Annotated in this window: 24 protein-coding genes; 16 read left to right on the top strand and 8 right to left on the bottom strand. The window is 69.4% G+C overall.

Annotated elements, in window-relative coordinates; translation table 11 throughout:
* The first annotated feature begins 120 nt into the window (after positions 1-120).
* Positions 121-1,446 carry a M20/M25/M40 family metallo-hydrolase gene (locus tag DEI88_RS08490; RefSeq protein WP_111071544.1) on the top strand — a complete coding sequence of 442 codons (1,326 nt, stop codon included), beginning with the start codon at positions 121-123 and terminating at the stop codon, positions 1,444-1,446.
* Complete coding sequence (mshC, locus tag DEI88_RS08485) at positions 1,446-2,711, top strand: cysteine--1-D-myo-inosityl 2-amino-2-deoxy-alpha-D-glucopyranoside ligase (protein ID WP_111071545.1); 1,266 nt, start codon at positions 1,446-1,448, stop codon at positions 2,709-2,711. The genes DEI88_RS08490 and mshC overlap by 1 nt, the downstream gene beginning before the upstream one ends.
* A gap of 45 nt (positions 2,712-2,756) precedes the next feature.
* Here mshC and DEI88_RS08480 read toward each other — a convergent pair whose 3' ends face one another.
* The gene (locus DEI88_RS08480; protein ID WP_111071590.1) at positions 2,757-3,692 is read right to left on the bottom strand and encodes a proteasome assembly chaperone family protein; all 936 of its coding nucleotides are present in this window, start codon (positions 3,690-3,692) and stop codon (positions 2,757-2,759) included.
* Positions 3,693-3,850: 158 nt separating this feature from the next.
* Here DEI88_RS08480 and DEI88_RS08475 point away from each other — a divergent pair, with 158 nt between their 5' ends.
* The 8 genes from DEI88_RS08475 to lnt all read left to right on the top strand — a co-directional run bounded on the left by DEI88_RS08475 (position 3,851) and on the right by lnt (position 13,661).
* Positions 3,851-4,585, top strand: coding sequence for an HAD family hydrolase (locus DEI88_RS08475; protein WP_111013301.1), 735 nt, complete (start codon positions 3,851-3,853; stop codon positions 4,583-4,585).
* Positions 4,585-5,598 carry a tRNA (adenine-N1)-methyltransferase gene (locus DEI88_RS08470; protein ID WP_111009067.1) on the top strand — a complete coding sequence of 338 codons (1,014 nt, stop codon included), beginning with the start codon at positions 4,585-4,587 and terminating at the stop codon, positions 5,596-5,598. Before DEI88_RS08475 ends, DEI88_RS08470 begins: the two co-directional genes overlap by 1 nt.
* Before the next feature lie 63 nt (positions 5,599-5,661).
* A complete protein-coding gene (locus DEI88_RS08465; protein ID WP_111071546.1) occupies positions 5,662-6,573 on the top strand; it encodes an FKBP-type peptidyl-prolyl cis-trans isomerase in 912 nt (303 codons plus the stop codon).
* A 36-nt stretch (positions 6,574-6,609) separates the two neighbouring features.
* Positions 6,610-7,656: a helix-turn-helix transcriptional regulator gene (locus DEI88_RS08460; protein WP_111071547.1), complete on the top strand. Its 1,047-nt coding sequence runs from the start codon at positions 6,610-6,612 to the stop codon at positions 7,654-7,656.
* Positions 7,649-8,617 (top strand): helix-turn-helix transcriptional regulator, encoded by a 969-nt coding sequence (locus DEI88_RS08455; protein WP_111009064.1) that lies wholly within the window; start codon positions 7,649-7,651, stop codon positions 8,615-8,617. Before DEI88_RS08460 ends, DEI88_RS08455 begins: the two co-directional genes overlap by 8 nt.
* A 129-nt stretch (positions 8,618-8,746) precedes the next feature.
* Positions 8,747-9,502 (top strand): twin-arginine translocase subunit TatC, encoded by a 756-nt coding sequence (gene tatC, locus DEI88_RS08450; protein WP_111009341.1) that lies wholly within the window; start codon positions 8,747-8,749, stop codon positions 9,500-9,502.
* Positions 9,499-12,003: a DEAD/DEAH box helicase gene (locus DEI88_RS08445; protein WP_111071548.1), complete on the top strand. Its 2,505-nt coding sequence runs from the start codon at positions 9,499-9,501 to the stop codon at positions 12,001-12,003. The genes tatC and DEI88_RS08445 overlap by 4 nt, the downstream gene beginning before the upstream one ends.
* Positions 12,004-12,014: 11 nt before the next feature.
* Complete coding sequence (gene lnt / locus DEI88_RS08440; RefSeq protein ID WP_111071549.1) at positions 12,015-13,661, top strand: apolipoprotein N-acyltransferase; 1,647 nt, start codon at positions 12,015-12,017, stop codon at positions 13,659-13,661.
* 57 nt (positions 13,662-13,718) lie between these two features.
* Here the strand turns inward: lnt and DEI88_RS08435 are convergent, their stop codons facing one another.
* The 3 genes from DEI88_RS08435 to DEI88_RS08425 all read right to left on the bottom strand — a co-directional run bounded on the left by DEI88_RS08435 (position 13,719) and on the right by DEI88_RS08425 (position 15,876).
* A complete protein-coding gene (locus DEI88_RS08435; protein WP_111009061.1) occupies positions 13,719-14,084 on the bottom strand; it encodes an RNA polymerase-binding protein RbpA in 366 nt (121 codons plus the stop codon).
* Positions 14,085-14,188: 104 nt separating this feature from the next.
* Positions 14,189-15,397, bottom strand: coding sequence for an SPFH domain-containing protein (locus tag DEI88_RS08430; RefSeq protein ID WP_111071550.1), 1,209 nt, complete (start codon positions 15,395-15,397; stop codon positions 14,189-14,191).
* On the bottom strand, positions 15,394-15,876 hold the full coding sequence (locus DEI88_RS08425; RefSeq protein ID WP_111071551.1) for an NfeD family protein: 483 nt from the start codon (positions 15,874-15,876) through the stop codon (positions 15,394-15,396). Before DEI88_RS08425 ends, DEI88_RS08430 begins: the two co-directional genes overlap by 4 nt.
* 184 nt (positions 15,877-16,060) lie before the next feature.
* Here DEI88_RS08425 and DEI88_RS08420 point away from each other — a divergent pair, with 184 nt between their 5' ends.
* Both DEI88_RS08420 and DEI88_RS08415 read left to right on the top strand, forming a co-directional pair.
* Complete coding sequence (locus DEI88_RS08420; RefSeq protein WP_111009058.1) at positions 16,061-16,831, top strand: SDR family oxidoreductase; 771 nt, start codon at positions 16,061-16,063, stop codon at positions 16,829-16,831.
* Between the two features lie 12 nt (positions 16,832-16,843).
* Complete coding sequence (locus DEI88_RS08415) at positions 16,844-17,293, top strand: NUDIX hydrolase (protein ID WP_111013308.1); 450 nt, start codon at positions 16,844-16,846, stop codon at positions 17,291-17,293.
* Between the two features lie 5 nt (positions 17,294-17,298).
* On the opposite strand, the gene DEI88_RS08410 is transcribed toward DEI88_RS08415, so the two are convergent.
* From DEI88_RS08410 to DEI88_RS08400, 3 genes are all read right to left on the bottom strand, one after another.
* Positions 17,299-17,694 carry a VOC family protein gene (locus DEI88_RS08410; RefSeq protein ID WP_111071552.1) on the bottom strand — a complete coding sequence of 132 codons (396 nt, stop codon included), beginning with the start codon at positions 17,692-17,694 and terminating at the stop codon, positions 17,299-17,301.
* A 65-nt stretch (positions 17,695-17,759) separates the two neighbouring features.
* Complete coding sequence (locus DEI88_RS08405) at positions 17,760-18,305, bottom strand: DinB family protein (protein ID WP_111048785.1); 546 nt, start codon at positions 18,303-18,305, stop codon at positions 17,760-17,762.
* 27 nt (positions 18,306-18,332) lie between these two features.
* Positions 18,333-19,709 (bottom strand): NtaA/DmoA family FMN-dependent monooxygenase, encoded by a 1,377-nt coding sequence (locus DEI88_RS08400; protein ID WP_181434800.1) that lies wholly within the window; start codon positions 19,707-19,709, stop codon positions 18,333-18,335.
* A 277-nt stretch (positions 19,710-19,986) separates the two neighbouring features.
* Between DEI88_RS08400 and DEI88_RS08395 the strand changes: the two genes are divergently transcribed.
* The 4 genes from DEI88_RS08395 to DEI88_RS08380 all read left to right on the top strand — a co-directional run bounded on the left by DEI88_RS08395 (position 19,987) and on the right by DEI88_RS08380 (position 23,603).
* Positions 19,987-20,445: a hypothetical protein gene (locus DEI88_RS08395; RefSeq protein WP_111071554.1), complete on the top strand. Its 459-nt coding sequence runs from the start codon at positions 19,987-19,989 to the stop codon at positions 20,443-20,445.
* A 98-nt stretch (positions 20,446-20,543) separates the two neighbouring features.
* Positions 20,544-21,485: an RHS repeat-associated core domain-containing protein gene (locus tag DEI88_RS08390; RefSeq protein ID WP_111071555.1), complete on the top strand. Its 942-nt coding sequence runs from the start codon at positions 20,544-20,546 to the stop codon at positions 21,483-21,485.
* Between the two features lie 952 nt (positions 21,486-22,437).
* Positions 22,438-22,926 (top strand): phage integrase N-terminal SAM-like domain-containing protein, encoded by a 489-nt coding sequence (locus DEI88_RS08385; RefSeq protein ID WP_111071556.1) that lies wholly within the window; start codon positions 22,438-22,440, stop codon positions 22,924-22,926.
* A 62-nt stretch (positions 22,927-22,988) separates the two neighbouring features.
* Positions 22,989-23,603 carry a hypothetical protein gene (locus DEI88_RS08380; RefSeq protein ID WP_146246028.1) on the top strand — a complete coding sequence of 205 codons (615 nt, stop codon included), beginning with the start codon at positions 22,989-22,991 and terminating at the stop codon, positions 23,601-23,603.
* 23 nt (positions 23,604-23,626) lie between these two features.
* Here the strand turns inward: DEI88_RS08380 and DEI88_RS08375 are convergent, their stop codons facing one another.
* On the bottom strand, positions 23,627-25,501 hold the full coding sequence (locus DEI88_RS08375; RefSeq protein ID WP_181441179.1) for an AIPR family protein: 1,875 nt from the start codon (positions 25,499-25,501) through the stop codon (positions 23,627-23,629).
* Positions 25,502-25,662: the final 161 nt, after the last annotated feature.

Below are 25,662 nucleotides of genomic sequence, written 5' to 3'. Positions count from 1 at the left end.
GAACGACAGTAGCACGGATCGGCGGCGCGACCGCACACGGGCGCGCATCCCGGGCGCGCCCGCCCGGTCTGCCCGCACCGGCGGGCACCGTGGTCGTACGCGGACGGTACCGTTGGGGACATGACCGATGTGCAGCGACCGGCGGACGTCGACACGGAGCTCGAGGCCACCGCCGCCATCGCCCGTGACCTCATCCGGTTCGACACCACGAACCACGGCGAGGGGCGTTCGAACGGCGAGGCCGACGCGGCCGAGTACGTCGAGGCGCATCTCCGGGACCTCGGGCTGGAGCCGCAGCTGTTCGAGTCGGAGCCGGGCCGGGTCAGCGTCGTCGCACGGGTTCCCGGGCGCGACCGCGACAAGCCGGGGCTCGTCGTGCACGGGCACCTCGACGTCGTCCCGGCCGATCCCGCGAACTGGTCCGTGGACCCGTTCGGTGGCGTCGTCCAGGACGGCGCGCTCTGGGGTCGCGGCGCGGTCGACATGAAGGACATGGACGCGATGATGCTCACCGCCCTGCGGGACGTCATCGAGCGGCAGGGCGCACCCGAGCGCGACCTGGTGATCGGCTTCTTCGCGGACGAGGAGGCCGGCGGCGTCCTCGGCGCGCACCACGTCGTCGCGGAACACCCCGAGGTCTTCGCCGGGGCGACGGAGGCCATCAGCGAGGTCGGTGGTTACTCGATCACCCTCGGCGATCGCCGGGCCTACCTGCTGCAGACGGGCGAGAAGGCGCTCATCTGGATCAAGCTCGTCGCGCGGGGCACCGCCGCGCACGGGTCGCACGTGATGCGCGACAACGCCGTGACGAAGCTCGCCGCGGCCGTCGCGCGCATCGGGAGCCGCGAGTGGCCGGTCCGGATGTCCGACACGACCGACGCGATGGTGCGCGAGGTCGCCCGGTTCCTCGGGGTGGACCCCACGCGGACGGGGCCGGACGAGGTCGCGCTGGCGACCGGTTCGGCCTCGCGCTTCATCCACGCGGCCCTGCACACGACGACGAACCCGACGCTCCTGCACGCCGGCTACAAGCACAACGTGATCCCCGACACCGCCGAGGCGCTCGTCGACATCCGGTGCCTGCCCGGCGACGAGGAGCAGGTGCTCGCCGAGGTCCGTGAACTGGCCGGGGACGACGTCGAGGTGCTGACGACGCACCGGGACGTCGGTCTCGAGACCGCGTTCTCCGGTCCGCTCGTCGACACCGTCCGTGCGGTCCTCGACCGGCACGACCCAGGCGCGCCGGTACTGCCCTACCTGCTGTCCGGCGGGACCGACAACAAAGCGCTGTCGACCCTCGGCATCGCCGGGTACGGGTTCGTCCCGTTGCAGCTCCCCGGTGACATGGACTTCCCCGCGATGTTCCACGGGGTCGACGAGCGGGTCCCGCTGGCGTCGCTCGCGTTCGGGCGCCGCGTCCTCGCCGACCTCCTGGCGACCTACTGATGCGGGCCTGGGAGCACCCCGACGTCCCCGAGGTCCCCGGCGTCGGCAGCCGGCCTCGCGTGCACGACACCGCCACCGGCAGCCCGGTCGACCCGACGGACGGCGGCGAGCGCGCGACCATGTACGTGTGCGGCATCACGCCGTACGACGCGACCCACCTCGGGCACGCGGCCACCTACCTGGCCTTCGACACCCTGAACCGGGCCTGGCGGGATGCCGGGCTCGACGTCGAGTACGTGCAGAACACGACCGACGTCGACGACCCGCTCCTCGAGCGCGCCGCGGCGACCGGCGTCGACTGGCGCGAGCTCGCCGCCTCGCAGATCGCGTTGTTCCGGCGCGACATGGAGGCGCTGCGGGTGCTCCCGCCGGACGAGTACGTCGCGGTCACCGACGAGGTCGAGCGCATCGGCGAGGCCGTCGCGTTCCTGCTCGAGTCCGGCCACGGCTACCGGGTGCCGACGGAGGGCGCGGACGGCGACGACGTGTACTTCGACGTCCAGCGCGCGACCGACGCCTGGTCGCTCGGTGCCGAGAGCGGCCTCGACCGCGACACCATGCTCGCGCTGTCGGCGGAGCGCGGTGGCGACCCGGATCGACCCGGCAAGCGTGACCCGCTCGATCCGCTGCTGTGGCGTGCGGCACGACCCGGCGAACCGACCTGGGACACCGCTGTGGGCACCGGGCGGCCCGGATGGCACATCGAGTGCAGCGTCATCGCGGGCGACCGCCTCGGTGCGCCCGTCTCGGTGCAGGGCGGGGGGAGCGACCTCGTGTTCCCGCACCACGAGATGAGCGCGGGCCACACCGCGGCGCTCGCACACGCACCACTCGCACGCGCCTACGTGCACACCGGGATGATCGCCTACCAGGGCACGAAGATCTCGAAGTCGCTCGGCAACCTCGTGACCGTCCGCGGCCTGCTCGACGACGGCGTCGACCCGCGGGTCATCCGCCTCGCGCTGCTGTCCCACCGCTACTCGGACGACTGGGAGTGGTTCGACAGCGAGCTGACGAGCGCGACCACGCGGCTCGCCTCGTGGGACGCCTGGGCTCGCGGAGTCGATCTGGAGGACCGGGGCGACGCCGACACGTCGGTGGCCGTCGCGAGCATGACTCGGATCCGCGAGCGGGTCGCGGACGACCTCGACACGCCGGGGGCGGTCGCCGCAGTGGACACCGCGATCGCGGCGGGCGGCACGTGCACGGGCGAGCTCGTCGACCTCGTCGACGCCGTGCTCGGGATCCGGATCGGACCGCACTGACGGAGGACCCGGACCGGGGGTCCGGGTCCGTCGGCCGTCCCGCCTTCAGGACTGGGGTGGGCGCCAGGGACCCTCGCCGGGGCCACCCGGGGCGCCGTCCTTGCCGTCGCGTCGGCGGAGGTACTGCTCGAACTCCTGGGCGATCGCGTCGCCGCTGGCCTCCGGCGAGTCGACCGTGTCGCGCGCCTGTTCGAGCTGCGTGATGTAGCTCGCCATGTCCTCGTCGTCGGCTGCCAGCGCGTCGATGCCCTGCTCCCAGTTCGCGGCGTCGTCGAGCAGGGACCCGCGCGGCACCGTCACGTCGGTGAGGTCCTCGATGCGGTCGAGGAGCGCGAGGGTCGCCTTCGGCGAGGGGGCGTTGTGGACGTAGTGCGGGACCGAGGCCCAGAGGGAGATCGTGGGCACGCCGGCGGTGTCCATCGCGTCCGACAAGACGCTGATGATGCCGACCGGGCCCTCGTACGTCGAGTGGTCGACGCCGAGCGCGGTGCGGACCTCCTCGTCCTCACTGGACACGAAGACCGAGATCGGGCGGGTGTGCGGGACGTCCGCGAGCATGGCGCCGACGAACACGACGGCGTCGATCGCGTGCACGTCCACCAGGTCCACGATCTCCGCCGCGAACCCACGCCACGTCCGCGACGGCTCGGGACCGACGAGCACGTACACCCCACGCTCACTCGTGGTGCCGCCGGCACCGACGACCTGGGAGACGGCGGGCGTGGTGCCGGTGGACGCCGGACCATGGAGCACGATCCGCGGCCAGATGACGCCGCGCACGCCGTCGTCGTCGCTGCCGATCGTCGGGCGGTTGAACTGGTAGTCGACGTACCGTTCACCGTCGAGCTCCCGGAGTTCCTCCAGGTCGAGCGCGTCGACGATGCGTCGGGCGAGTCCGCTCGCGGCCTCGCCCGCGTCGTTCCATCCCTCGAACGCGACGACGAGCAGGCGCCCGTCGCTGAAGGGGGAGTGCTGTGGCACGGAGGGGACCTCCTGGTCGATCTGCCGAGGGACGCGGGGCGCCGCGACCTGCACACCAACAATAGGACGTGCGTCCTCGCGGGCACCGCGGCCCGCGCTCCCGGCGTCGTGCCCGGAGCGAACGGGCGTTCGGGTGCCCGCCGCTACACTCGGGGGCCGTGACCTCCGAACTCCCCGCCGCGGTCCTCTGGGACATGGACGGCACCCTCGTGGACACCGAGCCGATCTGGCAGCGGTCCCAGATGGTGCTGACCGCGCAGTACGACGCCCCGTGGACCCACGAGGACGGCTTGTCCCTCGTCGGCAGTGGCCTCGAGCGCTCCGGCGAGATCCTCCGTGAGCACGGCGTGGACCTGACCGTGGAGGAGATCGTCGAGTGGATGACGACCTACGTGGTCGAGCACATGCACGACGCCATGCCGTGGCGTCCCGGGGCCCGCGAGCTCGTCGAGGAGCTCCACGACCGCGGCGTCCCGACCGCACTCGTGACGATGTCCCGCCGGCGGATGGCGGTCGACGTGGCCGAGTTGCTCGGCGCGAGGGGATTCCGCGTGGTCGTCGCGGGCGACGACGTGGAGCACGCCAAGCCGCACCCCGAGGCGTACCTCCGTGCTGCGGCAGAACTCGGCGTCGACCCGGCCCGCTGTGTCGCGATCGAGGACTCGCCGACGGGTGTCGCCGCGGCGCTCGCCTCCGGGGCCGTCACGGTCGCGGTCGAGCACGTCGTGCCGATCGCCGAGGGCAGCGCCGACGTCCGGCTCGAGTCGCTGGAGGGCGTGGACGTCGACCGGCTCGTCGCACTGACGGCGCCCGCGTTCTCGGCGCACGCCGCCGCGGCGACCACGGCGTCCTCCGGGGCGGCGGCGGCGCAGCTCCCGGGCGAGGGCGCGTGATGACCGGCGCGCCAGCCCGCGGTCCCTTCCGTGCCGGCGACCGCGTCCAGCTCACCGGCCCGAAGGGCAAGCTGACCACGCTCTCGCTCGAGACCGGCGGCGAGTACCACACGCACCGCGGCGTCCTCCGCCACGACGACGTGATCGGCCAGCAGGACGGCTCCGTGATTGCCTCGTCGAGCGGCGACGAGTACCTGGCCCTCCGCCCCCTGCTGAACGACTACGTCATGTCCATGCCCCGCGGGGCCGCGATCGTCTACCCGAAGGACGCGGCCCAGATCGTCGCCTTCGCGGACGTGTTCCCGGGGGCCCGGGTCGTCGAGGCCGGCGTCGGCTCGGGCGCGCTCTCGCTGTGGTTGCTCCGGGCGATCGGCGCCGAGGGGACCCTGCACTCGTTCGAGCGTCGTTCCGAGTTCGCCGACATCGCCCGCGGCAACGTCGCCACGTTCCTCGGGGCCGATCCGGACAACTGGACCGTCACCGTGGGCGACCTCGTCGAGGAGTTGGCGCAGCACGTCGACGCCGGATCCGTCGACCGGGTCGTGCTCGACATGCTCGCGCCGTGGGAGTGCGTGGACGACGCCGCCGACGCACTCGTGCCCGGCGGACTCATCGTCTGTTACGTGGCGACCGTGACGCAGCTCTCCCGCGTGTGCGAGGCGATCCGCGACACCGGCCGCTACACCGAGCCGGAGCCGAGCGAGACGCTCGTCCGCACCTGGCACGTCGACGGACTCGCCGTGCGTCCCGACCACCGGATGGTCGGCCACACCGGGTTCCTGGTGACGGCCCGACGGCTCGCGGACGGCGTCGTGCTGCCCGACCACCGACGCCGTCGCAAGCCCGAGTTCGCCGACGAGGACGTCGAGCTGTGGACGCCCGGCGCCGTGGGCGAGCGGGCGACGAGCGACAAGAAGCTCCGGAAGGTCGCCCGGCAGGCGGCCGCGCAGGCCCGGAAGGTCGCCGCGGCGGACGGGCCCCGGGCGGACGAGGCGCCAGCGGACGACCGCTAAGCTCTACCGGAGTCGTCCGGCGTCATCCGGGCGCGAGCCCCCGAACGAGTGGAAAGAGGGTCCGTGCGCACCATCCCCGCACTCCTGGTCACGGTCGGCCTCGTCGCGTCGCTCACAGCGTGCGCGTCGGGCTCGGCGTCCGCGGGGGGATGCACGGCACCCGCGCCCGGCAACGCGTCCGAGGCCGTGTCGGCGTCCGGCGCGATCGGTGCGAAGCCGACGGTCCACGTCCCGTCGCCGCTCACCACGAAGCGGACCGAGGTCTCCGTGCTCCACCAGGGGTCCGGCCGTGTCCTCGGCGAGGGTTCACCGGCGGTCATCGAGTACACGGTGGTGGACGGCGCGACCGGCAGAACCCTGCAGACGAGCGGGTACAAGGGGACGACGAGTCCCATCACCGTCGGGTCGACGAACGGCGGTGCACTGGGCAACGCGCTCGAGTGCGCGCGGGTCGGTGACCGCCTCGCGATCGTGGTGTCGAAGAAGGCGCTCCAGAACGGCAGCACCACCACGGCGAAGGTCCAACAGGACGCCGCGGTCGTCGTTGCGGACGTCGTGGACGGCTTCGCCTCGCGTGCCGACGGACGGCCACAGGTCGCCGCCGACGGTATGCCGGCCGTCGTGCTCGCTCCGAACGGTGCGCCCGGGATCACCGTGCCCGCCACCGCTGCACCGTCGAGTGACCAGGTGCACCTGCTCCGCAAGGGGTCCGGCCGCGAGATCACCGCGAAGGACACGGCAGTGGTCAAGTACACCGCGGTCAACTGGGGCACGAACTCGACTGTCGCCGGGTCGAGCTGGACCGACGGATCGGGTGCCGTGACGGTCCCGCTGGCGCCCGGCAACCAGATCGCGGCATCGATCCGCAAGGCCCTGATCGGCAAGCAGGCCGGCGACCAGGTGCTCGCCGTCGTCAAGCAGAACGGCACGACGTACGCGTACGTGTTCGACCTGCTCGGCGTGATGCCACGCTGATCCCGGGGGTACGCCCGCTGCCGTAGGATCAGCCTCGTGCCAGCGACCCGATCCCCGCGTGTCCCGGCAGAGGAACGGCTGTTCAGCCTCGTGCTCGCGCTCCTGTCGACGGAGTCGGGGCTCACGAAGGGCGAGATCCTCGCGAACGTGCAGGGATACCGCCAGCGGTACACGCCGGGTGGTGACAACGCCTCGCTCGAGCGTCAGTTCGAGCGCGACAAGGACGACGTCCGCGAACTCGGTGTCCCGCTCGAGACCATCGAGACGCCCGGTGCGACCGGCAACAACCAGACGCTGCGCTACCGGATCCCGAAGGGCGAGTACGACCTGCCCGAGGACGTCCGGTTCACCCCGGACGAGTCCGCGCTGCTGTCCCTGGCGGCGATGGCCTGGCGTGAGGGCGCGCTCTCGGCCGACTCCCGTCGCGCCCTGCTCAAGCTGCGGTCCGTCGGCGGTACCGACGACGACGGCGAGGACGCGCTCGCGGACGGCCGCGCCGTGGACGCCTACGCTCCTCGGCTCCGGGCCAGGGACGCCGCGTTCGAACCACTGCGCGCCGCGCTCGACCGCGCCGCCGCCGTCCGGTTCGACTACATCACACCGGGCAGCACCAAGGCTCGGACCCGGCAGGTCGCGCCACTGGCACTCGTGCAGCACGGCGGACGCTGGATGCTCGCCGCGCACGAGTTCGCGACCGACTCCGACAAGAACTACCTGCTCTCCCGCGTCGTCGGTCCGGTCTCGACGTACGAGGTCGGCCAGCACGAGGCGCCGGCAGACGCCGGGGAGCGTGCCCTCGCGGAACTCGACCGGGTCTGGGCGAACCGGACCGCCACGATCCAGGTCGCCACGGGCAGTGACGCCGAGCGGCGACTCGCCCGCCGACGCGGCACCACCACGGACGCCGACGGTCGGCTCGTCCTGCACTTCGTGGATCCCCAGATCCTGGCCGAGGAGCTCGCCGCCTTCGGGCCGGAGGTCCGTGTCGTGGAGCCGTCGGCCGTGCGGGACCTCGTGTGTGCCCGTCTCGAGCGACTCGTGCAGGACCACGACGACACCGCGGGGGAGGCTGCCCGTGGCTGAGCAGCCGCTCCAGGCGCAGGACAAGCTCGCGTTCCTCCTGTCGCTCGTGCCGTACCTCATCGACCGCGAGCGCGTGTCGGTCACCGAGGCAGCACGACACTTCGGGGTCCCCGCGGCTCGGATCCGCCGCGCCGTCGAGCTCATCGCCGTGTCGGGGGTCCCGGGCGAGACCATGCAGTACCAACACGGTGACCTGTTCGACATCGCCTGGGACGACTTCGAGCAGAACGACATGATCGTGCTGACCAACCTCGTCGCGATCGACGACTCCCCGCGGCTCTCGGCCCGCGAGGCCTCGGCGCTCATCGCCGGCCTGCAGTACCTGTCGGCGCTACCCGAGGCCGGGGACCCGGAGGCGATCCACGCGCTCATCGCGAAGCTGTCCCGTGGGGCGGGTGGCGCCTCCAGTTCGGTCGCGGTCGGGCAGGACGCGCACGACGTCACCCTCGAGGTGATCCGGCGGGCGATGTCGGCCGGTCGGGGCCTCCGGTTCGACTACGCGGGGCCGCGGGCGCCCCGCGGTGAACGCCGCGTGGACCCGCTCCGGGTCGAGTCCATCGACACCGACTGGTACCTGCGCGCCTGGGACCTCGATCGCGATGCGCTCCGGACCTTCCGACTCGACCGCATGTCGGGCGTCGCCGTGGACGACCGTCCGGCGACGAAACGGATCGAGGACGTCGAGATCCCCGACACGCTGTTCCAACGTGGGCCCGAGGACACGATCGTCACCGTGGAGCTCGACTCCTCGTCCCTGCCGCTCGTCGCGGATTACCTCGCCGACACCGCGGACGACCCGGACGACCAGGGCCGCGTCCGCATCCGGCTCGCCGCGACCGGGTTCGACGGCGTCGTCCGCCTCGTCGCCGGGCTGCCCGGCCGTGCGGTCGTGCTGCACCCGCCCGCCGCGCGCGCGGCCCTCCGCGCCTTCGCCGCGGCAGCGCTCGCCCCCGCGGACTGAGCCGCCCCCGGCGTCGTCCGCCATGTCGGTCCACGGCGGAGAGGACGTAGGATCACAGCCATGGCCTCGACGACTGCGCGCGGACGCCAGCCTCGCCCGGGGATGCCGAAGAAGGACCCCGAGGGGCGGATGTCCCTCGGACAGCACCTCGTCGAGCTCCGCAAGCGCCTGTTCCGCGCCGTGCTCGCCATCGCCGTGTGTGCCGTGGCGGGGTGGTTCCTCACGCCGTGGGTGCTCGACGCCCTCCGCGCGCCGGTCCGCAACCTGGCCCGTGCCGGCGGCGGGCACGTCGCCGAGCTGAACTTCCCGGTGATCACCGGTGCGTTCGACCTCCGTCTGCAGATCGCGATCACGATCGGCATCGTCATCTCGAGCCCCGTGTGGCTCTACCAGGTGTGGGCCTTCATCGTGCCGGCGCTGGTCCGCCGCGAGAAGCTCTACGTCATCGGCTTCTTCGGCTCGGCGATCCCGCTCTTCCTCGGCGGCTGCTTCTGCGGGTGGTACGTCCTGCCGCACATCGTCGGGATCCTCGGCAGCTTCGTGTCACACGAGGACGCCTCGATCGTGGACGCCAAGACCTACTACGACTTCGTCATCAAGCTCGTCCTCGCCATCGGCATCGCGTTCGTGCTCCCGGTGTTCCTCGTGCTCCTCAACTTCGTCGGGGTGCTCTCCGCGGCGGCCATCATCGGCTCCTGGCGCATCGCGATCCTCTGCATCCTCGTGTTCACCGCTCTGGTCACGCCGTCGGCCGACGTCATCTCGATGTTCCTGCTCGCCGTGCCGATGGTCGTGCTGTACATCGCTGCCTGCGCGGTCTCGTGGTTCCACGACCGGCGCGCGGCGCGACGTCAGGCAGCCGTGGACGCGGAGTACGGCCTGTGACCGACACGGGACTCACCCCGGCCGCCCGGTTCGCCGCCGCCCGCGCGCGGGCGCGGTCACGGAATCTCGAGCTGTTCCGCACCGAGCTCCGATTCGACCTCGACCCGTTCCAGATGGCGTCGTGCCTGGCGCTCGACGAGGGCCGCAGCGTGCTCGTCGCCGCGCCCACCGGTGCCGGCAAGACGGTCGTCGCCGAGTTCGCGGTGTGGCTCGCGATGCGTTCCCCGACGGCGAAGGTGTTCTACACCACGCCGATCAAGGCGCTGTCGAACCAGAAGTACGGCGAACTCGTCGACGCGTACGGCGAGTCGGAGGTCGGGCTGCTCACGGGCGACACCAACGTCAACCCGAGGGCGCGCGTGGTCGTGATGACGACCGAGGTGCTCCGCAACATGATCTACGCGGAGTCCGACCTGCTCGACGACCTGGCCTACGTCGTCCTCGACGAGGTCCACTACCTCGCCGACCGGTTCCGCGGGCCGGTGTGGGAAGAGGTGATCCTGCACCTGCCGAGCGAGGTCCGGCTCGTCTCCCTGTCGGCGACCGTGTCGAACGCCGAGGAGTTCGGCGACTGGCTGCAGGCGGTGCGCGGGGACACGGACGTCATCGTGTCGGAGGAGCGTCCGGTGCCGCTCGAGCAGCACGTGCTCGTCGGTCCGAAGCTCGTCGACCTGTTCGACTCGTCGGGTGCGGCTGCGACCAACCGTGTCAACCCGGAGCTCATGCGACTGGTGGGTGGGGCCTCGCGGGGTGGTGACCGCAACGGCGGTCGAGGCCGCGGCCGCGGACGCGGACGCGGTCCGGCGTACGACCATCGCGGGCCGCGCCAGGAACGCATGCACCGCGAGGGCATCGTCCACATGCTCGACGAGCGGCGGTTGCTGCCGGCCATCTTCTTCGTGTTCAGTCGGAACGGATGCGACCAGGGCGTGCGCCAGGTCCTCCGCTCCGGGATCTCGCTGACGACCGCCGCTGAGCGCCGCGAGATCCGCGAGACCGCCGAGTACCACTGCCGCACGCTGCTCGACGAGGATCTCGCGGTGCTCGGCTACTGGGAGTGGCTCGAGGGCCTCGAGCGGGGCGTCGCGGCGCACCACGCGGGTCTGCTGCCGGCGTTCAAGGAGGTCGTCGAGGACCTGTTCCAGCGCAAGCTGCTCAAGGTCGTGCTCGCCACCGAGACCCTGGCGCTCGGGGTCAACATGCCCGCTCGCACGGTGGTGCTCGAGAAGCTCGAGAAGTTCAACGGCGAGGCGCGCGTCCCGATCACGCCGGGGGAGTACACGCAGCTGACCGGCCGCGCCGGTCGCCGCGGGATCGACGTCGAGGGCCATGCGGTCATCCAGTGGACCGACGGCCTCGAACCACAGGCGGTGGCGTCGCTCGCCTCGCGCCGGACCTACCCGCTCAACTCCGCGTTCAAGCCGACGTACAACATGGCCGTCAACCTCATCGAGCAGTTCGGGCGGGAGCGGACGCGCGAGGTCCTCGAGACGTCGTTCGCGCAGTTCCAGGCGGACCGCTCGGTCGTCGATCTCGCCCGGAAGGCCCGATCGCAGCAGGAGTCGCTCGACGGCTACCGCCGGTCCATGGAGTGCCACCTCGGGGACTTCACGGAGTACGCGGCGCTCCGACGCGAGCTCTCCGACCTGGAGCGGTCGACGATCCCGGGCGGCCGCGAGTCCTCGCACGGTGCACGCCAGGAGCGGCAGGCCGCGATCAGCGAGGTCCGGCGACGCATGCAGCGGCATCCCTGCCACGCGTGTCCCGACCGCGAGGCGCACGCGCGCTGGGCCGAGCGCTGGTACCGCCTGTCCCGCTCCACCGACAAGCTGCTCGCGCAGATCCGCTCGCGCACCGGTGCGGTGGCGATCGTGTTCGACCGGGTGACCGACGTCCTCCTGGCACTCGGCTACCTGACCCGCGACGCGCCGGAGGACGTGGACGGCGTCCCGGTGCCGACGTCCGAGTCCGCGGGGGCCCGACGGGACGAGGTGCGCGTCGCCGCCGGTGGGCGCCGGTTGCAGCGCATCTACGGCGACCGCGACCTGCTCGTCGCGGAGTGCATCGAGGCGCACGTCTGGGACGAGTTGACACCGGCGCAGCTCGCGGCGATGGCGGCGACGATCGTCTACGAGCCCCGCCGCGAGGACGCTCCCGGCACGGAACACGCGCTGCCCCGCGGCGCCTTCCGTCCGGCCCTCGACGAGACGCTCACGATCTGGGCGCGCCTCGACGACCTCGAGCGGGACCACCGCCTGGCGGGATCGATGCCGCCCACGCCCGCGATCGCGCTCGGCGTCTTCCGATGGGCGTCGGGGTCCTCGCTCGACGACGTCCTCCGGACCCTCGACCTCGCCGCAGGCGACTTCGTCCGGTGGTCCAAGCAGGTGATCGACCTGCTCGACCAGCTCCGCAACGCGGCCGACGCGCCGTTGTCGCGCACCGCCTCCCGTGCCGCCGACGCCATGCGCCGTGGCATCGTCGCCTACGCGACGGTCTGAGGGACGATCCCATGACGACGACCGAGGACCGTCCGACGCGCCTGCCCGCCGTCGGCGGGGAGGCCGTGCAGTCGCCCCGTCCGACACCGCGGCGGCGCCCTCCCCGGCACCCCCTGCCGGTCTGGAGGCACGGCCCCGGTCACGACGCGGGCGCGGTCGGTGTCCTCCCGCGCTCCGTCGCGTACCCGCTGGCAGCGCTCGGCGGACTCGTCCTCGACCTCGCGTTCCCCGGGGCGGGCGTCTGGGTGCTGGCGTTCCCCGCCGTCGCGATGATGCTCCTCGCGGTCCGAGGACAGCGGTTCTGGGTGGCGTTCGGGCTCGGCTACGTCTTCGGCGCCGCGTTCTTCCTGGTCGACGTGGACTGGGCGGCGAAGTACCTCGGCCCGGTGCCCTGGCTCGCGCTCGCGCTGTTCGAGGCGCTGTTCCCGGCGCTCGGGGGAGCGGCCATGGCGCTCGCGTACCGGTGGGTGCCGCGGGCGGTTCCGACCGTCCTCGGTCGAGTGCTCCTCACGCCTGCGGTCGTCGCGGCGCTCTGGACGGGCCGCGAGTGGCTCGGCGGGAACTACCCGTACAACGGGTTCTCCTGGGGTCGCGTCGCCCTGAGCCAGTCACAGAGTCCCTTCGCACCGCTCGTCGCTTGGCTCGGGGTGCTCGGACTGACGTTCGTGCTCGTGTTCATGGTGGCGGCACTCGTCGCCCTCGCGGTCGAGGTCGGTGTGCGGCCGTTCGTCCGGGCCGTGCTCGCGGTCGGCGTCGTGGTGGTCGTCCTCGCGGTGCCGGCGTGGCCCGCGACGACATCGGGCATGGTCCGCGTCGAGAGCGTCCAGGGCGACGGTCCGGCGGGGTACTTCGACGGCGCCCAGCCCGGCGAGGTCCTGTCGTCCCAGCTCGACGCGACGGACACGTCGGCCAAGGGAGTCGACATGGTGGTGTGGCCGGAGGCGTCGGCCGAGTTCGACCCTCGGCGTTCGCCCGGGGTGGCGGCGGCCCTCGACGCCCTGAGCACCGCCACGCACGCGCCGATCGTCGCCGGTGCGATCACCGAGAACGCCCGTGGCCAGTACCACAACACGTCCTTCGTCTGGCAGGCCGGCAAGGGCTGGCTGGGCTCCTACGACAAGGCCCATCCGGTGCCCTTCGGTGAGTACGTGCCCGACCGCTGGTTCTACAGCAAGCTCGCGCCGTCCCTGATCGGGCTGATCGGCCGTGACTACACGCCGGGGACGAAGCCGAACACCGTCAGCGTCGCGGGGGTGCGCGTCGGGCTCGCGATCTGCTTCGACATCGTCGACGACCGCCTGACCGACGAGATGACGGCCGCCCATGCGCAGCTCATCCTCGCCCAGACGAACAACGCCGACTTCGACGGCACCGACGAGAACCTGCAGCAGCTCGCGATCGCCCGGATGCGTGCGATCGAGACGGGGCGCTCACTCGTGAACATCTCGACCGTCGGTGCGAGCGCGGTCGTCGATCCGTCCGGACGCACCATCGACTCGGTTCCGGCCTACACGGCCACGTCGATGGTGACCGACGTGCCGCTGGGGACGAGCACCACGCCGGCGACCGTCATCGGCACCGGTCTGACGACCGTCGTCGTCATCGGTGGCGTGCTCATCCTGCTCGGCGCGGCGCCGTGGCGCCGGCGCCGCACATGACGGGAGGGCCGCCCTCGTGATGAGGACGGCCCTCCCGGTCCGCAGGCGCTGACGGTGTCAGGCGCCGATCTTCTGTTCGCCACGTCGGGCGCGCAGGTAGGTCAGGCGCTCCTGCAGGAGCTCTTCGAGCTCCTCGCGGGACCGCCGCTCGAGCAGCATGTCCCAGTGGGTGCGCGGCGCTTTCGTGTCGTGTTCCTCGATCGGGACGGGAGCGCCGTCATCACCGAGGAGACGACCCTCCTGCCCGCTCCTGGGGGACTGCCACGTGTCGGGGATCTCCGCCTCGGCGGCGAAGACGACCTCGAACGTCGTGCCCTTGTCGGTCTGGTAGACGGCTCGCCTGCGCTCGGAGAACTCGACGCCCTCTTCGCTCTGGAGACTCTGGCTCCCGAGTCGCATGCCCCGGAGACTGCGATCAGCCATGGTTCGCTCCTTCCGCATCGCTTCCGTGTATGGGAACCGCGCTACCCGCCCGGGTGTTTCCGATGTTCGCCTTTCACAGAGGCTTCCCAGTCCCCGCGCGCCCGTCAGTCGTGCTGCGGCGAGCTCCCGTCGCTCGCGCCGAGGTGCTCGTCGACACTCCGATCCGACTCCGCCAACCGGGCGTCGAGCGCCGCGTCCGCTGCGTCGAGCGCCGCTCCGGGCGCCGACGAGGAGGGCGTCGTGTCGGCGAGGCTCGCCGCGGCGAGGGCCGAGATGCGGTCCATGAGGGCAGGAGCGGCCGACCCGCCGGCCTCGGTTCCGCCTGCGCGGCGGACCGAAGCGTTCCCGGAGTCCTGGTTGCGGGCGTCCTGGCCGGCGTCGCCGCTGCCCGCGCTCCCGACATGGGGTCGGCCGCCGCCTCCGAGCGGACCCGCCCCGAAGCCGCGCGCGATGCCCTGCAATGCCTCGGTGAACTCGCTCGGGATCATCCAGAGCTTGTTGGCGCTGCCCTCGGCGAGCTTCGGGAGGGTCTGCAGGTACTGGTACGACAGCAGCTTGTCGTCTGGGTCGCCCGCGTGGATGGCGCCGAACACCGTCGCGATCGCCTGGGCCTCGCCCTCGGCCTCGAGCACACGGGCCTTCGCTTCGCCCTCGGCACGGAGGATGGCGGACTGCCGCTGGCCCTCGGCCTCGAGGATCTGGGACTGCTTCGTCCCCTCGGCCTGCAGGATGGCGGCACGACGGCTCCGTTCGGCACGCATCTGCTGCTCCATGGAGTCCTGGATCGACGCGGGCGGATCGATCGCCTTGAGCTCGACCCGACCGACGCGGATGCCCCACTTGCCCGTGGCCTCGTCGAGGACGATGCGGAGCTGACCGTTGATGTTGTCGCGGCTGGTGAGCGCCTGCTCGAGGTTGAGGCCGCCGACGACGTTGCGGAGGGTCGTGGTCGTGAGCTGCTCGACCGCGCCGAGGTAGTTCGCGATCTCGTACGTCGCGGCCCGGGCGTCGGTCACCTGGAAGTACACGACCGTGTCGATCGACACGACGAGGTTGTCCTCGGTGATGACGGGCTGCGGCGGGAATGAGACCACCTGCTCGCGCATGTCGAGCAGCGGGCGGAGTCGGTCGATGAAGGGCACGAGCAGGTTGAGACCCGGTGTGAGCGTCTTGTGGTAGCGGCCGAGCCGTTCCACGACGCCGGCCCGCGCCTGCGGGATGATCCGGATCGCCCTGCTGAGCACGACGATCACGAAGATGACCACCACCACGATGAGCGCGATGAGCAGGATCGTCCCGGTGGAGACGGTCATGGTGTTGTCCTTTCGGTGAGGCGGACGACCGCCGTGGAGCCCTCGACGCCGGTCACGACGACCGGCGTGCCGAGGGGCGGGCGGACCGGGACCGCGGCGCCGGTGTCGGCGGCGATGCGCGCGCTCCAGGTCTCGCCGTTCGCCAGACGGACCTGGCCGGGGGCGGAGCCCGTGAACGCGACGACGACCTCGCCCGGCATCCCGGTGAGTGCGTCGACGTTCGTGCGGTGCGGATCGGCACCCCGACCCAGCGCGTGGATGACGCGCGGTCGGACGAGGGCGATGAGCAGGAGGGACAGCGCCGCCGCGATGAGCACGGCGGCCCACCACGGGAGTCCGAGCAGCGAGGCGACGAGACCGCCGGCCGACCCTGCTGCGAGCATCACGAACACGAAGTCGAGCGTGAAGACCTCGACCACGAGGAACACGAGGACGAGGGCGATCCACACGACCACCCAGGTCCACATGACACCGTCCACGCGATCTGCCCTCCCTCGGGTCGCGTTCCGACGGCGCGTGCGTCGCACCGTCCGATCCAGGTGCCGCTCACGCTAGCAGCGCGGGGTGACAGCGGGACGGGAGGCCCGCGTTGCTAGGCTCGGACCCGGTCACGCGCGGTCCAACCGACGGCGGCGCGGGCCCGTATCCGAGGAGACACCACACGTGAGCAACCCCCTGGCCGCCGGTCGACTCGCCGGTACCCGCGCCCTCGTCACCGGGTCGTCCCGGGGGATCGGGGCGGACACCCTCGGTTACCTGGCGGAGGCGGGCGCCCGTGTGGTCGTGAACTACCGGAACAAGGCCAAGCGCGCCGACCAGATCGCGGAGCGCATCACCGCCGCGGGCGGCGAGGCCATCGCCATCGGCGCCGACCTCACGGACCACGACTCCGTGCAGGCGATGTTCGACACGATCGCCGAGCGCTTCGGCGGGCTCGACCTCCTCGTGCTCAACGCCTCCGGCGGTATGGAGGCCGGCATGGGCGACGACTACGCGCTGCGCCTCAACCGGGACGCCCAGGTCGACGTCCTCACGACGGCCGTGCCGCTCATGCCGGCGGGGTCGCGCGTCGTGTTCGTGACGAGCCACCAGGCGCACTTCGTCGAGACCGCCGAGACCCTGCCCGAGTACGTGCCGGTCGCCAAGAGCAAGCGGGCCGGGGAACTCGCGCTCCGTGACCTCATCCCGCAGCTCGACGCCGCCGGGATCGAGTTCGTGGTCGTCTCGGGCGACATGATCGAGGGCACGATCACGGCGACCCTGCTCGAGCGCATCAACCCGGGTGCGATCAGCGGGCGTCGCGAGTCCGTCGGCAAGCTCTACAACGTCGCCGAGTTCGCGGCCGAGGTCGCCCTCGCCGCGGTCGAGCCCATCCCGGCCGATCACACGAAGCTCGTCGGCGACGTGTCCGAGTTCGTCGGCTCGGCTTCCTAGCGGACCGCGGTCGTGACCGCGCTGCCGGGCCTGCGCCGCACCTCCCGGATCCTGCTGCTCGACGCCGACGGCCGCGTGTTCCTCATGGACACGCGAGCGCCGTCCAGCGACGGCTTCCACCGCTGGATCACGCCCGGCGGCGGTGTCGACCCGGGGGAGTCGCACCGCGACGCCGCGATCCGGGAACTCCGCGAGGAGACCGGCATCGTCATCGAGGACCCGGGGGAGTCCGTCTGGTCGTGGGACTTCGCGGTGGACTTCGACGAGGCGGACCACGACCGCGGCCACTCCGAGTTCTACGTCGTGCGGACCACCGGGTTCACCCTGTCGAACGCGGAGTGGACCGACGAGGAGCGCGTCGACATCCTCGACGCGCGCTGGTGGACGGCCGACGAGCTGGCGGCGACGACCGAGCCGTTCGAACCGCCGGAGCTGCCCGCGCTCGTGCGCCGCTTCGCCTGACGCGGTCAGTCGCGCGGGGAGAGCACGCAGAACTCGTTGCCCTCGGGGTCGCGCAGGACGACCCAGGAGACGTCGTCGTCCTGACCGACGTCCGCGCGGGTCGCGCCGCGGTCGAGCAACGCCTGCACGTCGGTGGCCTGGTCGTCCTCCGGTCCTGGCGCGAGGTCGATGTGGAGTCGGTTCTTCACCGTCTTGCCTTCGGGGACCGGGACGAACACGAGGCCCGGACACCGCTCGTGCAGGGGCACGAGACGAGAGGGATCGAGTGCGTGAGGCGGCACGATCACCGCCTCGTCGTCGGCTTCGTACACGAGTCGCCAGTCGAGCGTGTCCGCCCACCACCGCGCTTGCGCGTGCAGGTCCTGACAATCCACGACGACGCTGAACCACCGAACGGTCATGCCCTGAGTCTGCCGAGCACGGCGGGCGACGACAAGCGCTGGCGGCGGCTCTCCGCCCGCGCCCGTCACTCGCCGACGAGTCCGTCCACGGCCTCCCGGATCAGGTCGGCGTGCCCGTTGTGCCGGGCGTACTCCTCGATCATGTGGCAGAGCACCCAGCGGAGGCTCGGCCGTCGCCCGTCCGGCCACGCCACGGCCGACGCCCGGTCGAGTCCGCCGTCCGCGAGCGCGGTCGCGACGGCGCCGCGAGCGCGCCCCACCGCCTCGGTCCACAGCGACCGGAGGGCGTCGGGGTCGTCGTCCGCGGCGGTCCGCCACTCCCAGTCCGGGTCGACGTCCCAGTCGACGGCGTCCCAGGGAGCGCGGTCGGGGTGCCCGAGCACGACGTGGTCGAACCAGTCGTCCTCGACGAGCGCGAGGTGTTTCAGCATCCCCCCGAGCGTCATGGTCGAGACGCCGACGCTCGTCGTGAGACCCGCGGCGTCGAGGCCCGAGGTCTTCCACGCGAAGGTCGCTCGCTGGTACTCGAGGAACCCGACGAGTGTCGCGGCCTCGTCGGCCGCGACCGGCGGCTCGGGGCGTCCCACCGCATCGACCACGACGTCGTCCATGGCGCGATGGTAGCGCGGTCCCCGATGTCAGGACACCGTCGTCACGGCACCGGCGTTCCGGCGCAACTCGGCGGGGAGGCGCCGGTGTCCGGGCCCGAAGAACCGCTCGCGCAGGGTGTCACCGACGTACTCGTCCCGGGCGAGACCGCGGGCACGGAGCACCGGCAGCAGGTACTCGATGAGATCCTCGTACGTGCCCGGTGTCATGTGGGGCTGGATGAGGAACCCGTCCGCATCCGTCGTCCGCACGAACTCCTCGACCTGGTCCGCCACGCTCGCGCCGGTTCCGACGAAGACGCTGCCGTTGATGCCCGTCACCCGGAAGTCCTCGATGATCTCGCGCACGGTGGGGCCGGGGCGACCGTCACGGCCGAGGTACCGCTGCAGGTTCGACAGCCCGAGCTCGGTCCGCTGCTGCGCCAGAGGCTGGTCCGGGTCGAGCGCCAGGAGGTCGACACCGGTGTTCCCGGCGAAGATCGCCGCGGCCCCCTCGGGGGTCGACATCGCGAGCATCTCCCGGTGCGTCCGCTGCGCCGCCTCCTCGGTCGGTCCGACGAGGAACAGCGCGCCGACCAGGACCTTCACGGCGCTGGGGGAGCGGCCGGCCTCGACCGCGGCCTGCCGGATCGCGGCGATGTTCCGTGCGACCCGCTCCGGTGCCCCGCCGGCGACGAACACGGCTTCGGCGTGCTCACCGGCGAACCGCATCCCGCGCCCCGATGTCCCGGCCTGGACGAGGAGCGGCGTTCGCTGCGGCGACGGCGGCAGGTTGAGGATGCCGCGCGAGCGGAAGTACGGCCCGTCGTGCGTGATCATCCGGACCCCGGCCGGGTCTGCGTATGTGTTCGTCGCCTTGTCCCGGACCAGCGCGTCGTCGGCCCATGAGTCCTCCCACAGCGCCAGGTCGAGCGCCAGGTAGTCGTCCGCCATGTCGTAGCGCTCGTCGTGCGGCACGAGGGCCTTGCCCATCAGGTCCGCCGCGGTCGCGCCCGAGGACCCGGTGACGATGTTCCAGCCGATCCGGCCCTTGGTGAAGTGGTCGAGCGTGGCGAACCGGCGGGCGTTCGCCGCGGGTGGTTCGACCGTGGTGGAGGCCGTGAGGATGAACCCGAGTCGCTCGGTCGCCGCGGCCAACGCGGTCACGAGCGGCATCGGATCGCCGCCCGGGATCCCACGACCCTCCTTGACCGAGGCCGGGATGAGTTCGCCGTCGAGCGCCGGGAACCCGTAGCTGTCGGCGAGGAACAGGAGGTCGAGCCGTGCCTCCTCGAACATCCGTGCCAGACGGATCCAGTGGTCGAGGTCGGTGAAGTCGGCCGAGCGGTCGTCGGGGTGCTGCCACGCCGACCCGACGGTGCCGTTCGGGCTGAGGCTCTGGAAGATGCCGAGGATGAGCGGGTCCATGTCCCATTGATGCCATGGATCGTGTTTCGCCCGGGTGAACTCTGCTGACTGGCGCGCTCGTGCGCGGACGACGCCGCGGTTGATCTCGGATCGGCAGAGCCGCTTCGTCGGCGGGAACGCCGGGGGAGTGCGCCCCGACGGAGCCGTACGGTCGCGACGCGGCACCGCCGTCGGCGCTCGTTCCTCAGGCCGGCTCCGACCCCGGAGCCGATCACCCCGAAGCGACTCGGGGCCCGGGCCGAACCCGTGGCCCGTCGCCTCGATCGTGAGGAACAGCATGAACACCATCGTCCGAACCGTCGTCGGCTCCGGGACGGACTCGTACAGCCCGGGTCTGGCCATGACCCCGCGCAGTGTCACCGTGTCGGTGTCGGCGTCGTACGACTGCCCGCTCGGCTTCTCGACGCCGCAGGTCAGCAGTGCGTCGATCTCCTACGCCAAGAAGACGGCTCCGCAGGCCTCGTGTCTGGAACCGGCGCACGTCGGTGCCGGGGCGGTCGCGATCCGGTGGAGTACCGGTCAGGTCAGTCAGTTCGCCTTCACGCTCACCGACGACGTCGTCGACGGCGCGCTCGTGCAGACGCAGACCGGCTCGATCATCTCGGGGCTGTTCGCCGGCGACCAGGTCGTCCGGGTGACGACCGGGACGCCGGCCGACCTCACTGCCTGCCTCGCGACGGGCGTGCCGCGGACGACGAGCGACTCGACGATCACGGTGCTCGCCTCCGGCCTCTGACGGTCACGCACTGCGCACCCGACCGTTCTCCGGACGGGAGGAACGGCACCAGCCGGTGTCGCGCCTCCCGTCCGGGACGCGTGCGGTACTGAATGCCGATGATCGGATCCTCGAGCTCGTCCGAGACGTTGACGTTCAACGCGCAGAACGAGATCACCTCGTCTGGGTATAGCTATGACGGAGCGGGCAACCTCACGGCGTCGCCAGGAGTGACGTACACCTACAACGGAGCGGAGCAGATGACGTCTTCGACTACCGGCGGGAAGACCACCACCTACACGTACGCGGGTGCCGATCAAAACGAGCTGCTCAGCCAGAGCACGCCTGGCGGTGACTCGTACGTCTACACGTACGGCAGGGACGGCCGCCTGGCCCTGCAGGACAGCAGCGGACTCCGCTCCTACATGCTCAACGACCCGGCCGCCGGGCAGATCCTCGACGTCACCGGTCCCGATTTGACCACCGCGCTGTTCCTTGACCACGGCATCGGGAACCCCGTCGAGATGCTCAGCGACGGCGGCCAGCGGTTGTACTCAGTGTCCTTCGATCCCCACGGCGGGCGCATCTTCACCGCCGGCGGTAACTCGAACTGGTACCTCTACCTGCCCTATGGATACAAGGACGGCATCCGGATCTACGGCGACGGACTTGTCAAATTTGGACTCTGCTGGTGCCTGCCCGGCACCGGGTCGTGGACGCAGGAGGACACCCTCGACGCACCCCTCGAACCCAGCATCGCGAACCGCTACGCCTACGCTGCTGATGACCCAATCAACAATGTCGATCCGTCGGGGCGCATTCCTCATGCTCTGATCGCTAAGTTGATCTCGGCAGTATTTTCCGGGGCGAGCCTCGTATCGGTTCTAGAGGGCGAGAATCTGGCTGGTTACATCACCGGAACGGGGGTTGAGATCGCCTGCGACGCGTGCGTGACTGCTGCGACAGCGGGCATCGGGCTTCTTGCGTCAACCTTCGTATGTGGCGTTATTGGTGAGGCCGCCACCTACGCGATCAACGAGCAGGTAGAAGAAGCCGCGTAGATGATTCAGCGGTCAAATCCGAAGAGGAGGCAACCGAGGTGGCGAAGGACAACGGCCAAACACCGAGCGCAAGTCGCGTAATGCTCTTCGGCGCCGCCATTTTCAGCCTGGGCGTCATCGCGACCCTCATGCCAGTAGCTGTGAACGCTGCGAATCCACGTGTGGGCGGGGAAGCGCTCGTCATATTCGGCCTCCTTGGGGTTGTGCTCGGACTTATCCTCGTGGGTTACGGTCTGGCACAAAAACTTCGAGGGGGCGGAAAGTAGCAATTTCACATGCTCCGCGGAGGCAACCTAGTAGGGCGTTCGCGGATTGGCCCCGAAGGACTCGAGGCGGCGTCCATGAGTAGATTCGAGAAATGGGCAAGAAACCGCTGAGGGTACATCAGATGAACGCAACGCCACCCCAACCCTCATCATCACTCCACGAAACCAGTTACGGTTTCCGGCTCTTCGCAGCTGAGGGGGCAGCCGCCGGGGTGTGAGGGCTGGCGCGTTGAGCCGGGGAAGAAGGTCGAGGTCTCCCAGGATAGATGTTTTCACACTCACCGTCTGAAGACCTCGACGGGCACCACGCTACCTTCGCGACCCCCGACCTGACGACGCTCTGCTGTCTCAACTGCGAAGAGCCACTTAGATACCGAGGCGGTCTCTGCAAGACGGCGCCGCGCGGCCGTCCCACGCGCCGATAATCCATATTATGTCAGAGAGTAAGAGGGGCATCCGCGGATTCTGCTCTTCCCCAACGGCCGTGTACGTCTGCGTGAAGGATCGCCTCTCGCCCTCCGACCTGGGCTTTTGTTCCCCTAGTGGCCTCTTGGGAGCGGGATCCGGGGCTGGTTCAACTGCGTTCCGACGCCCCGAGCCAGACAGCCCCTGACCGGGGATTTCGGTCTTGTGCTCTGCACCTGATGCACTTGAACTGCAAAAACTGCACTCAGCGTGGAGGGCTCATGGCGGACGAAATCGGCGGCCTCTCGTTCCTGCCGCTCCCCGACCGGCAACCGGACGGGGATGGCTTCTTCACGCAGGTGCTGACAGGCTGGAAGCGATCCCAGGTCGCGCAGAACTTCACCGAGGGGACGATCCGTCGACGGCTCCGAACCGTCCAGCGCTTCGCTGATTTCACCGGCCGGTATCCGTGGGAGTGGACTCCTTCGGACGTGGACGACTACTTCGCGCACCTGCGCGGCGTCCGGAATGTTGCGCTCTCCACCGCCCGTGCGTACCAAAGCGACATCGCTCTGTTCTGCGCATACGCAACGAGTGAGTCGTACGAATGGAACGACGCCTGCATACGCACCTTTGGCACCGGGACGGCGCAGGTCGTTACCGACCTCAATCGCGCTCGGCATACGCAAGAGGCGGACATGGGCCCGGAGAAGCGGGCGTTCGACCTCGGGGAGCTTCAGGACTGCACAAGCGGTCTGTCGGGACGATGAATCAGGCGCACGTCGACGAGTACCTCGCGGAGGGCCCGTCGACGAGGAAGCACATTCGCAACTTGCTCCACTACCTCTCCAAGGAGCGAACGATCACGGGCATCGACGTGCCATATCGATTAGCGCAGACGATGCCGATGCTGACCCAGCAACAGCGGATCGACCACATCAAGACGCTCATGTCGACCGGCGAACTAGCGGTTTCGATCCGACTGTTTGGTCTACTCTTCCTGCTCTACGGCACACCGATCGGCAAACTCTGCATGCTTACCCTCGACGATGTGCACACGGACCCGACCGGGACCGCGATCAGGCTCGGCGCGCAGCCCGCGCCCCTCCCAGACGTCTTCGTACCGCTCCTGCTTGCCCACCTCGATGAGCTCGACCGACGGACCGCCACCAACGTCGACACCAACTGGTTGTTTCCTGGCACCCGGGCCGGACGGCCACGTGCGCCCTACACAATCCTGCCGAAGCTCCGGCAGATTGGCATCGAGATCCAGGGCGCCAGAAACACCACGCTCAGAACGTTGGTTGAAGAACTGGACCCCACTTCGCTATCACGCATGATCGGGTACTCCGCGATCACCCTGGACCGCCACGGCAATGCAGCAACAGTGCCCTGGTCCAGCTACGTCACGGATAAACATCCGCATCTCCGGAAGCCTCACGCGTAGACGACTTAAAGACCGGTTCTTGGTCACTCCACGGAGCTAACCGCTCCATCACCTTTCCCATCCCACTCCACCTTTGCTCCGAAGAGATCGAAAGCCTCCGCGTTGGCTCCGCGAACTGCTTCCACCATCGCGGTGAAGTTGGTTAGGGCGGAGTTCACCTTCTCGCGCGATTTGAGTCCTTGGTCGGTAGCTGTAACAAGTTGCGCCGTGAAAGACAGGAGCACATCAACAATCGGCTTCCAATTAGCCGCCGATGAAGCCGGGCTTACCTTCCTACTGAATCGAAGCGAGTAGCTATCTGGGACCGGACGTCCGACAATTGTTTCCAGTGACGCAGATACCGCAGAGACCAGGAGCAAGTTCGATCCACGAGTGCTGAAGAACTGTGCATGCCGCCTTTGTGTCTCAGTGCGGTCTGAGTCGGGAATCTTTGCGAGTCGCCGCTTCGTGTCATCCACGGCGGCAAGGAGGCTCTGTACAAATACGACGTGGTTCGCAGTCAGCGTCTCTCGGAACACGGAGGCGTATGTTCCGTCGGAGTCCCAAATCATACGAGTGTCGTTATAGGCAAGGTTTGGATTACCGTGGAATGCCGCAAGAGACTGTGCAACAGATGAATCGCTGAGCATCTGCCTGCTCCGCGAGATTGCATCGGTCGCACCGCCGCGACGCCCTCCTCGGTAGTCTGCGTCAGGAATTGCGGCGAACTCCTGACGAAGACGGGTTTGGACGGCATCTCCGCTGCGGAAGTCTGTCGCTTCAACCTTGTTCTGCGTATTATTGAATCGGACAATGCTGTCAAGGACCGTTGGGTCCGTGCAGGTGACAAAGCGGGCCATCACCCTCGCGTCCGCTAGCTCTTCTACGTCTGCAGCTGGCATCTCTCCTACTGCCCCAGTGGTCTGCCCGCCGTTGACGATGCCGATTCCAGTGGCGACAATGCTGCCTTCGTCATCGTTAACCCTATAGCCGTTCGTGAGTACGGTGATGCCATTATTATAGATGGCAAAATTCTTCGGCTCGCTCTTGGCGGTTTCTTTGATTCCATAGTTGATGTTCCCTGACTTCTTGACCACCCCAAGGTAGTCACGCACGTTGGGTGACATCAGTTGAACGCCGTGGGAGGTCCAAAGAGACCTCAGATCCTCGAGCTTGGTGGCCGTCGAATATGCCTTCCATCCGACACCACCAATCTCGAAACCGCCAGGAATCTCGAAGGTCCTCTCCTCGCTAACGAGGATCGGAGCGTTGCTCTGCTCGTAGTCTTTATCGATCTGATCTCGGCCTATCTCGAGGTGCCGAACATCGACGGTAGCGTCTGGGAAGTATTGTGCGATAGCGGACGAGGCAGACTTTGCCGCCTGCTTGAGTTCGTTCTCCACGTTCGTCGAACTTGGCAGATTGTGCACGAACCAAATTTCGAATTCAGAAACTTGGCCGTCCTCAAGAGCGGATCGCACTTCGGCCGCCGCACTGCGCAGCTTCTCCGGAACAGCATCAAGAGGACCCGTCAATAGCCAAGACACTGCCGTATTCATGTCTGATGCCTTGTTGGCGGGCCCGGCAGGTTTCTCGGTAAGGGCTTCATAACCTTGAGCGACGATAATCTTGCTTCTATCGGCAGTAAGGGCTACCATGTCGCATTTTTTGTCGTTCGAATGATCCGTGAGAGCGTTCGCAGCGAAGGCATCGACGTCATCGATGCCCAAGCGGAGTTCCGCGACAAAGAGAAGTAGTGCGTTAGGGTCGTGTATGTGCAGGTCTTCGCGTGCGTTATATGCAGCGAAGGCTGGCCTGGAAGCGGCCAATTGAGCTGCTAACTCGCTGACCCTCGCCTGGCCTTCATCCGACTGGGTGGGCTCTGGCGATGCACTCGGCGTCGAGTCTGCCTGCGTCATGACGCCATTATGGCAACGATTGGTGCGGAGCATCCGCTCCTACCGCCGTCGCGCTCTGCGTCAGTTCACCTTTCGCAGATATCGCGTCGAGCCTGAGGGCGCCACGCCTCCAGAGAGCAGCCTGGCCCGTGGGGCTTCTGCGCAGCTGGGGTTCCACCGGC

It is taken from the genome of Curtobacterium sp. MCBD17_003 (assembly GCF_003234885.2).
Lineage (GTDB): Bacteria > Actinomycetota > Actinomycetes > Actinomycetales > Microbacteriaceae > Curtobacterium.
This window is presented reverse-complemented; position numbering and strand designations above follow the sequence as displayed.

Coding starts and splice junctions, on each gene's coding strand:
- DEI88_RS08390 (WP_111071555.1), top strand. CDS start 20,544: ATGATCGGATCCTCGAGCTCGTCCGAGACGTTGACGTTCAACGCGCAG.
- DEI88_RS08385 (WP_111071556.1), top strand. CDS start 22,438: ATGGCGGACGAAATCGGCGGCCTCTCGTTCCTGCCGCTCCCCGACCGG.
- DEI88_RS08400 (WP_181434800.1), bottom strand. CDS start 19,709: ATGGACCCGCTCATCCTCGGCATCTTCCAGAGCCTCAGCCCGAACGGC.
- DEI88_RS08470 (WP_111009067.1), top strand. CDS start 4,585: ATGACCGGCGCGCCAGCCCGCGGTCCCTTCCGTGCCGGCGACCGCGTC.
- DEI88_RS08405 (WP_111048785.1), bottom strand. CDS start 18,305: ATGGACGACGTCGTGGTCGATGCGGTGGGACGCCCCGAGCCGCCGGTC.
- tatC (WP_111009341.1), top strand. CDS start 8,747: ATGTCCCTCGGACAGCACCTCGTCGAGCTCCGCAAGCGCCTGTTCCGC.
- DEI88_RS08430 (WP_111071550.1), bottom strand. CDS start 15,397: ATGACCGTCTCCACCGGGACGATCCTGCTCATCGCGCTCATCGTGGTG.
- DEI88_RS08410 (WP_111071552.1), bottom strand. CDS start 17,694: ATGACCGTTCGGTGGTTCAGCGTCGTCGTGGATTGTCAGGACCTGCAC.
- DEI88_RS08375 (WP_181441179.1), bottom strand. CDS start 25,501: ATGACGCAGGCAGACTCGACGCCGAGTGCATCGCCAGAGCCCACCCAG.
- DEI88_RS08395 (WP_111071554.1), top strand. CDS start 19,987: ATGAACACCATCGTCCGAACCGTCGTCGGCTCCGGGACGGACTCGTAC.
- mshC (WP_111071545.1), top strand. CDS start 1,446: ATGCGGGCCTGGGAGCACCCCGACGTCCCCGAGGTCCCCGGCGTCGGC.
- DEI88_RS08490 (WP_111071544.1), top strand. CDS start 121: ATGACCGATGTGCAGCGACCGGCGGACGTCGACACGGAGCTCGAGGCC.
- lnt (WP_111071549.1), top strand. CDS start 12,015: ATGACGACGACCGAGGACCGTCCGACGCGCCTGCCCGCCGTCGGCGGG.
- DEI88_RS08435 (WP_111009061.1), bottom strand. CDS start 14,084: ATGGCTGATCGCAGTCTCCGGGGCATGCGACTCGGGAGCCAGAGTCTC.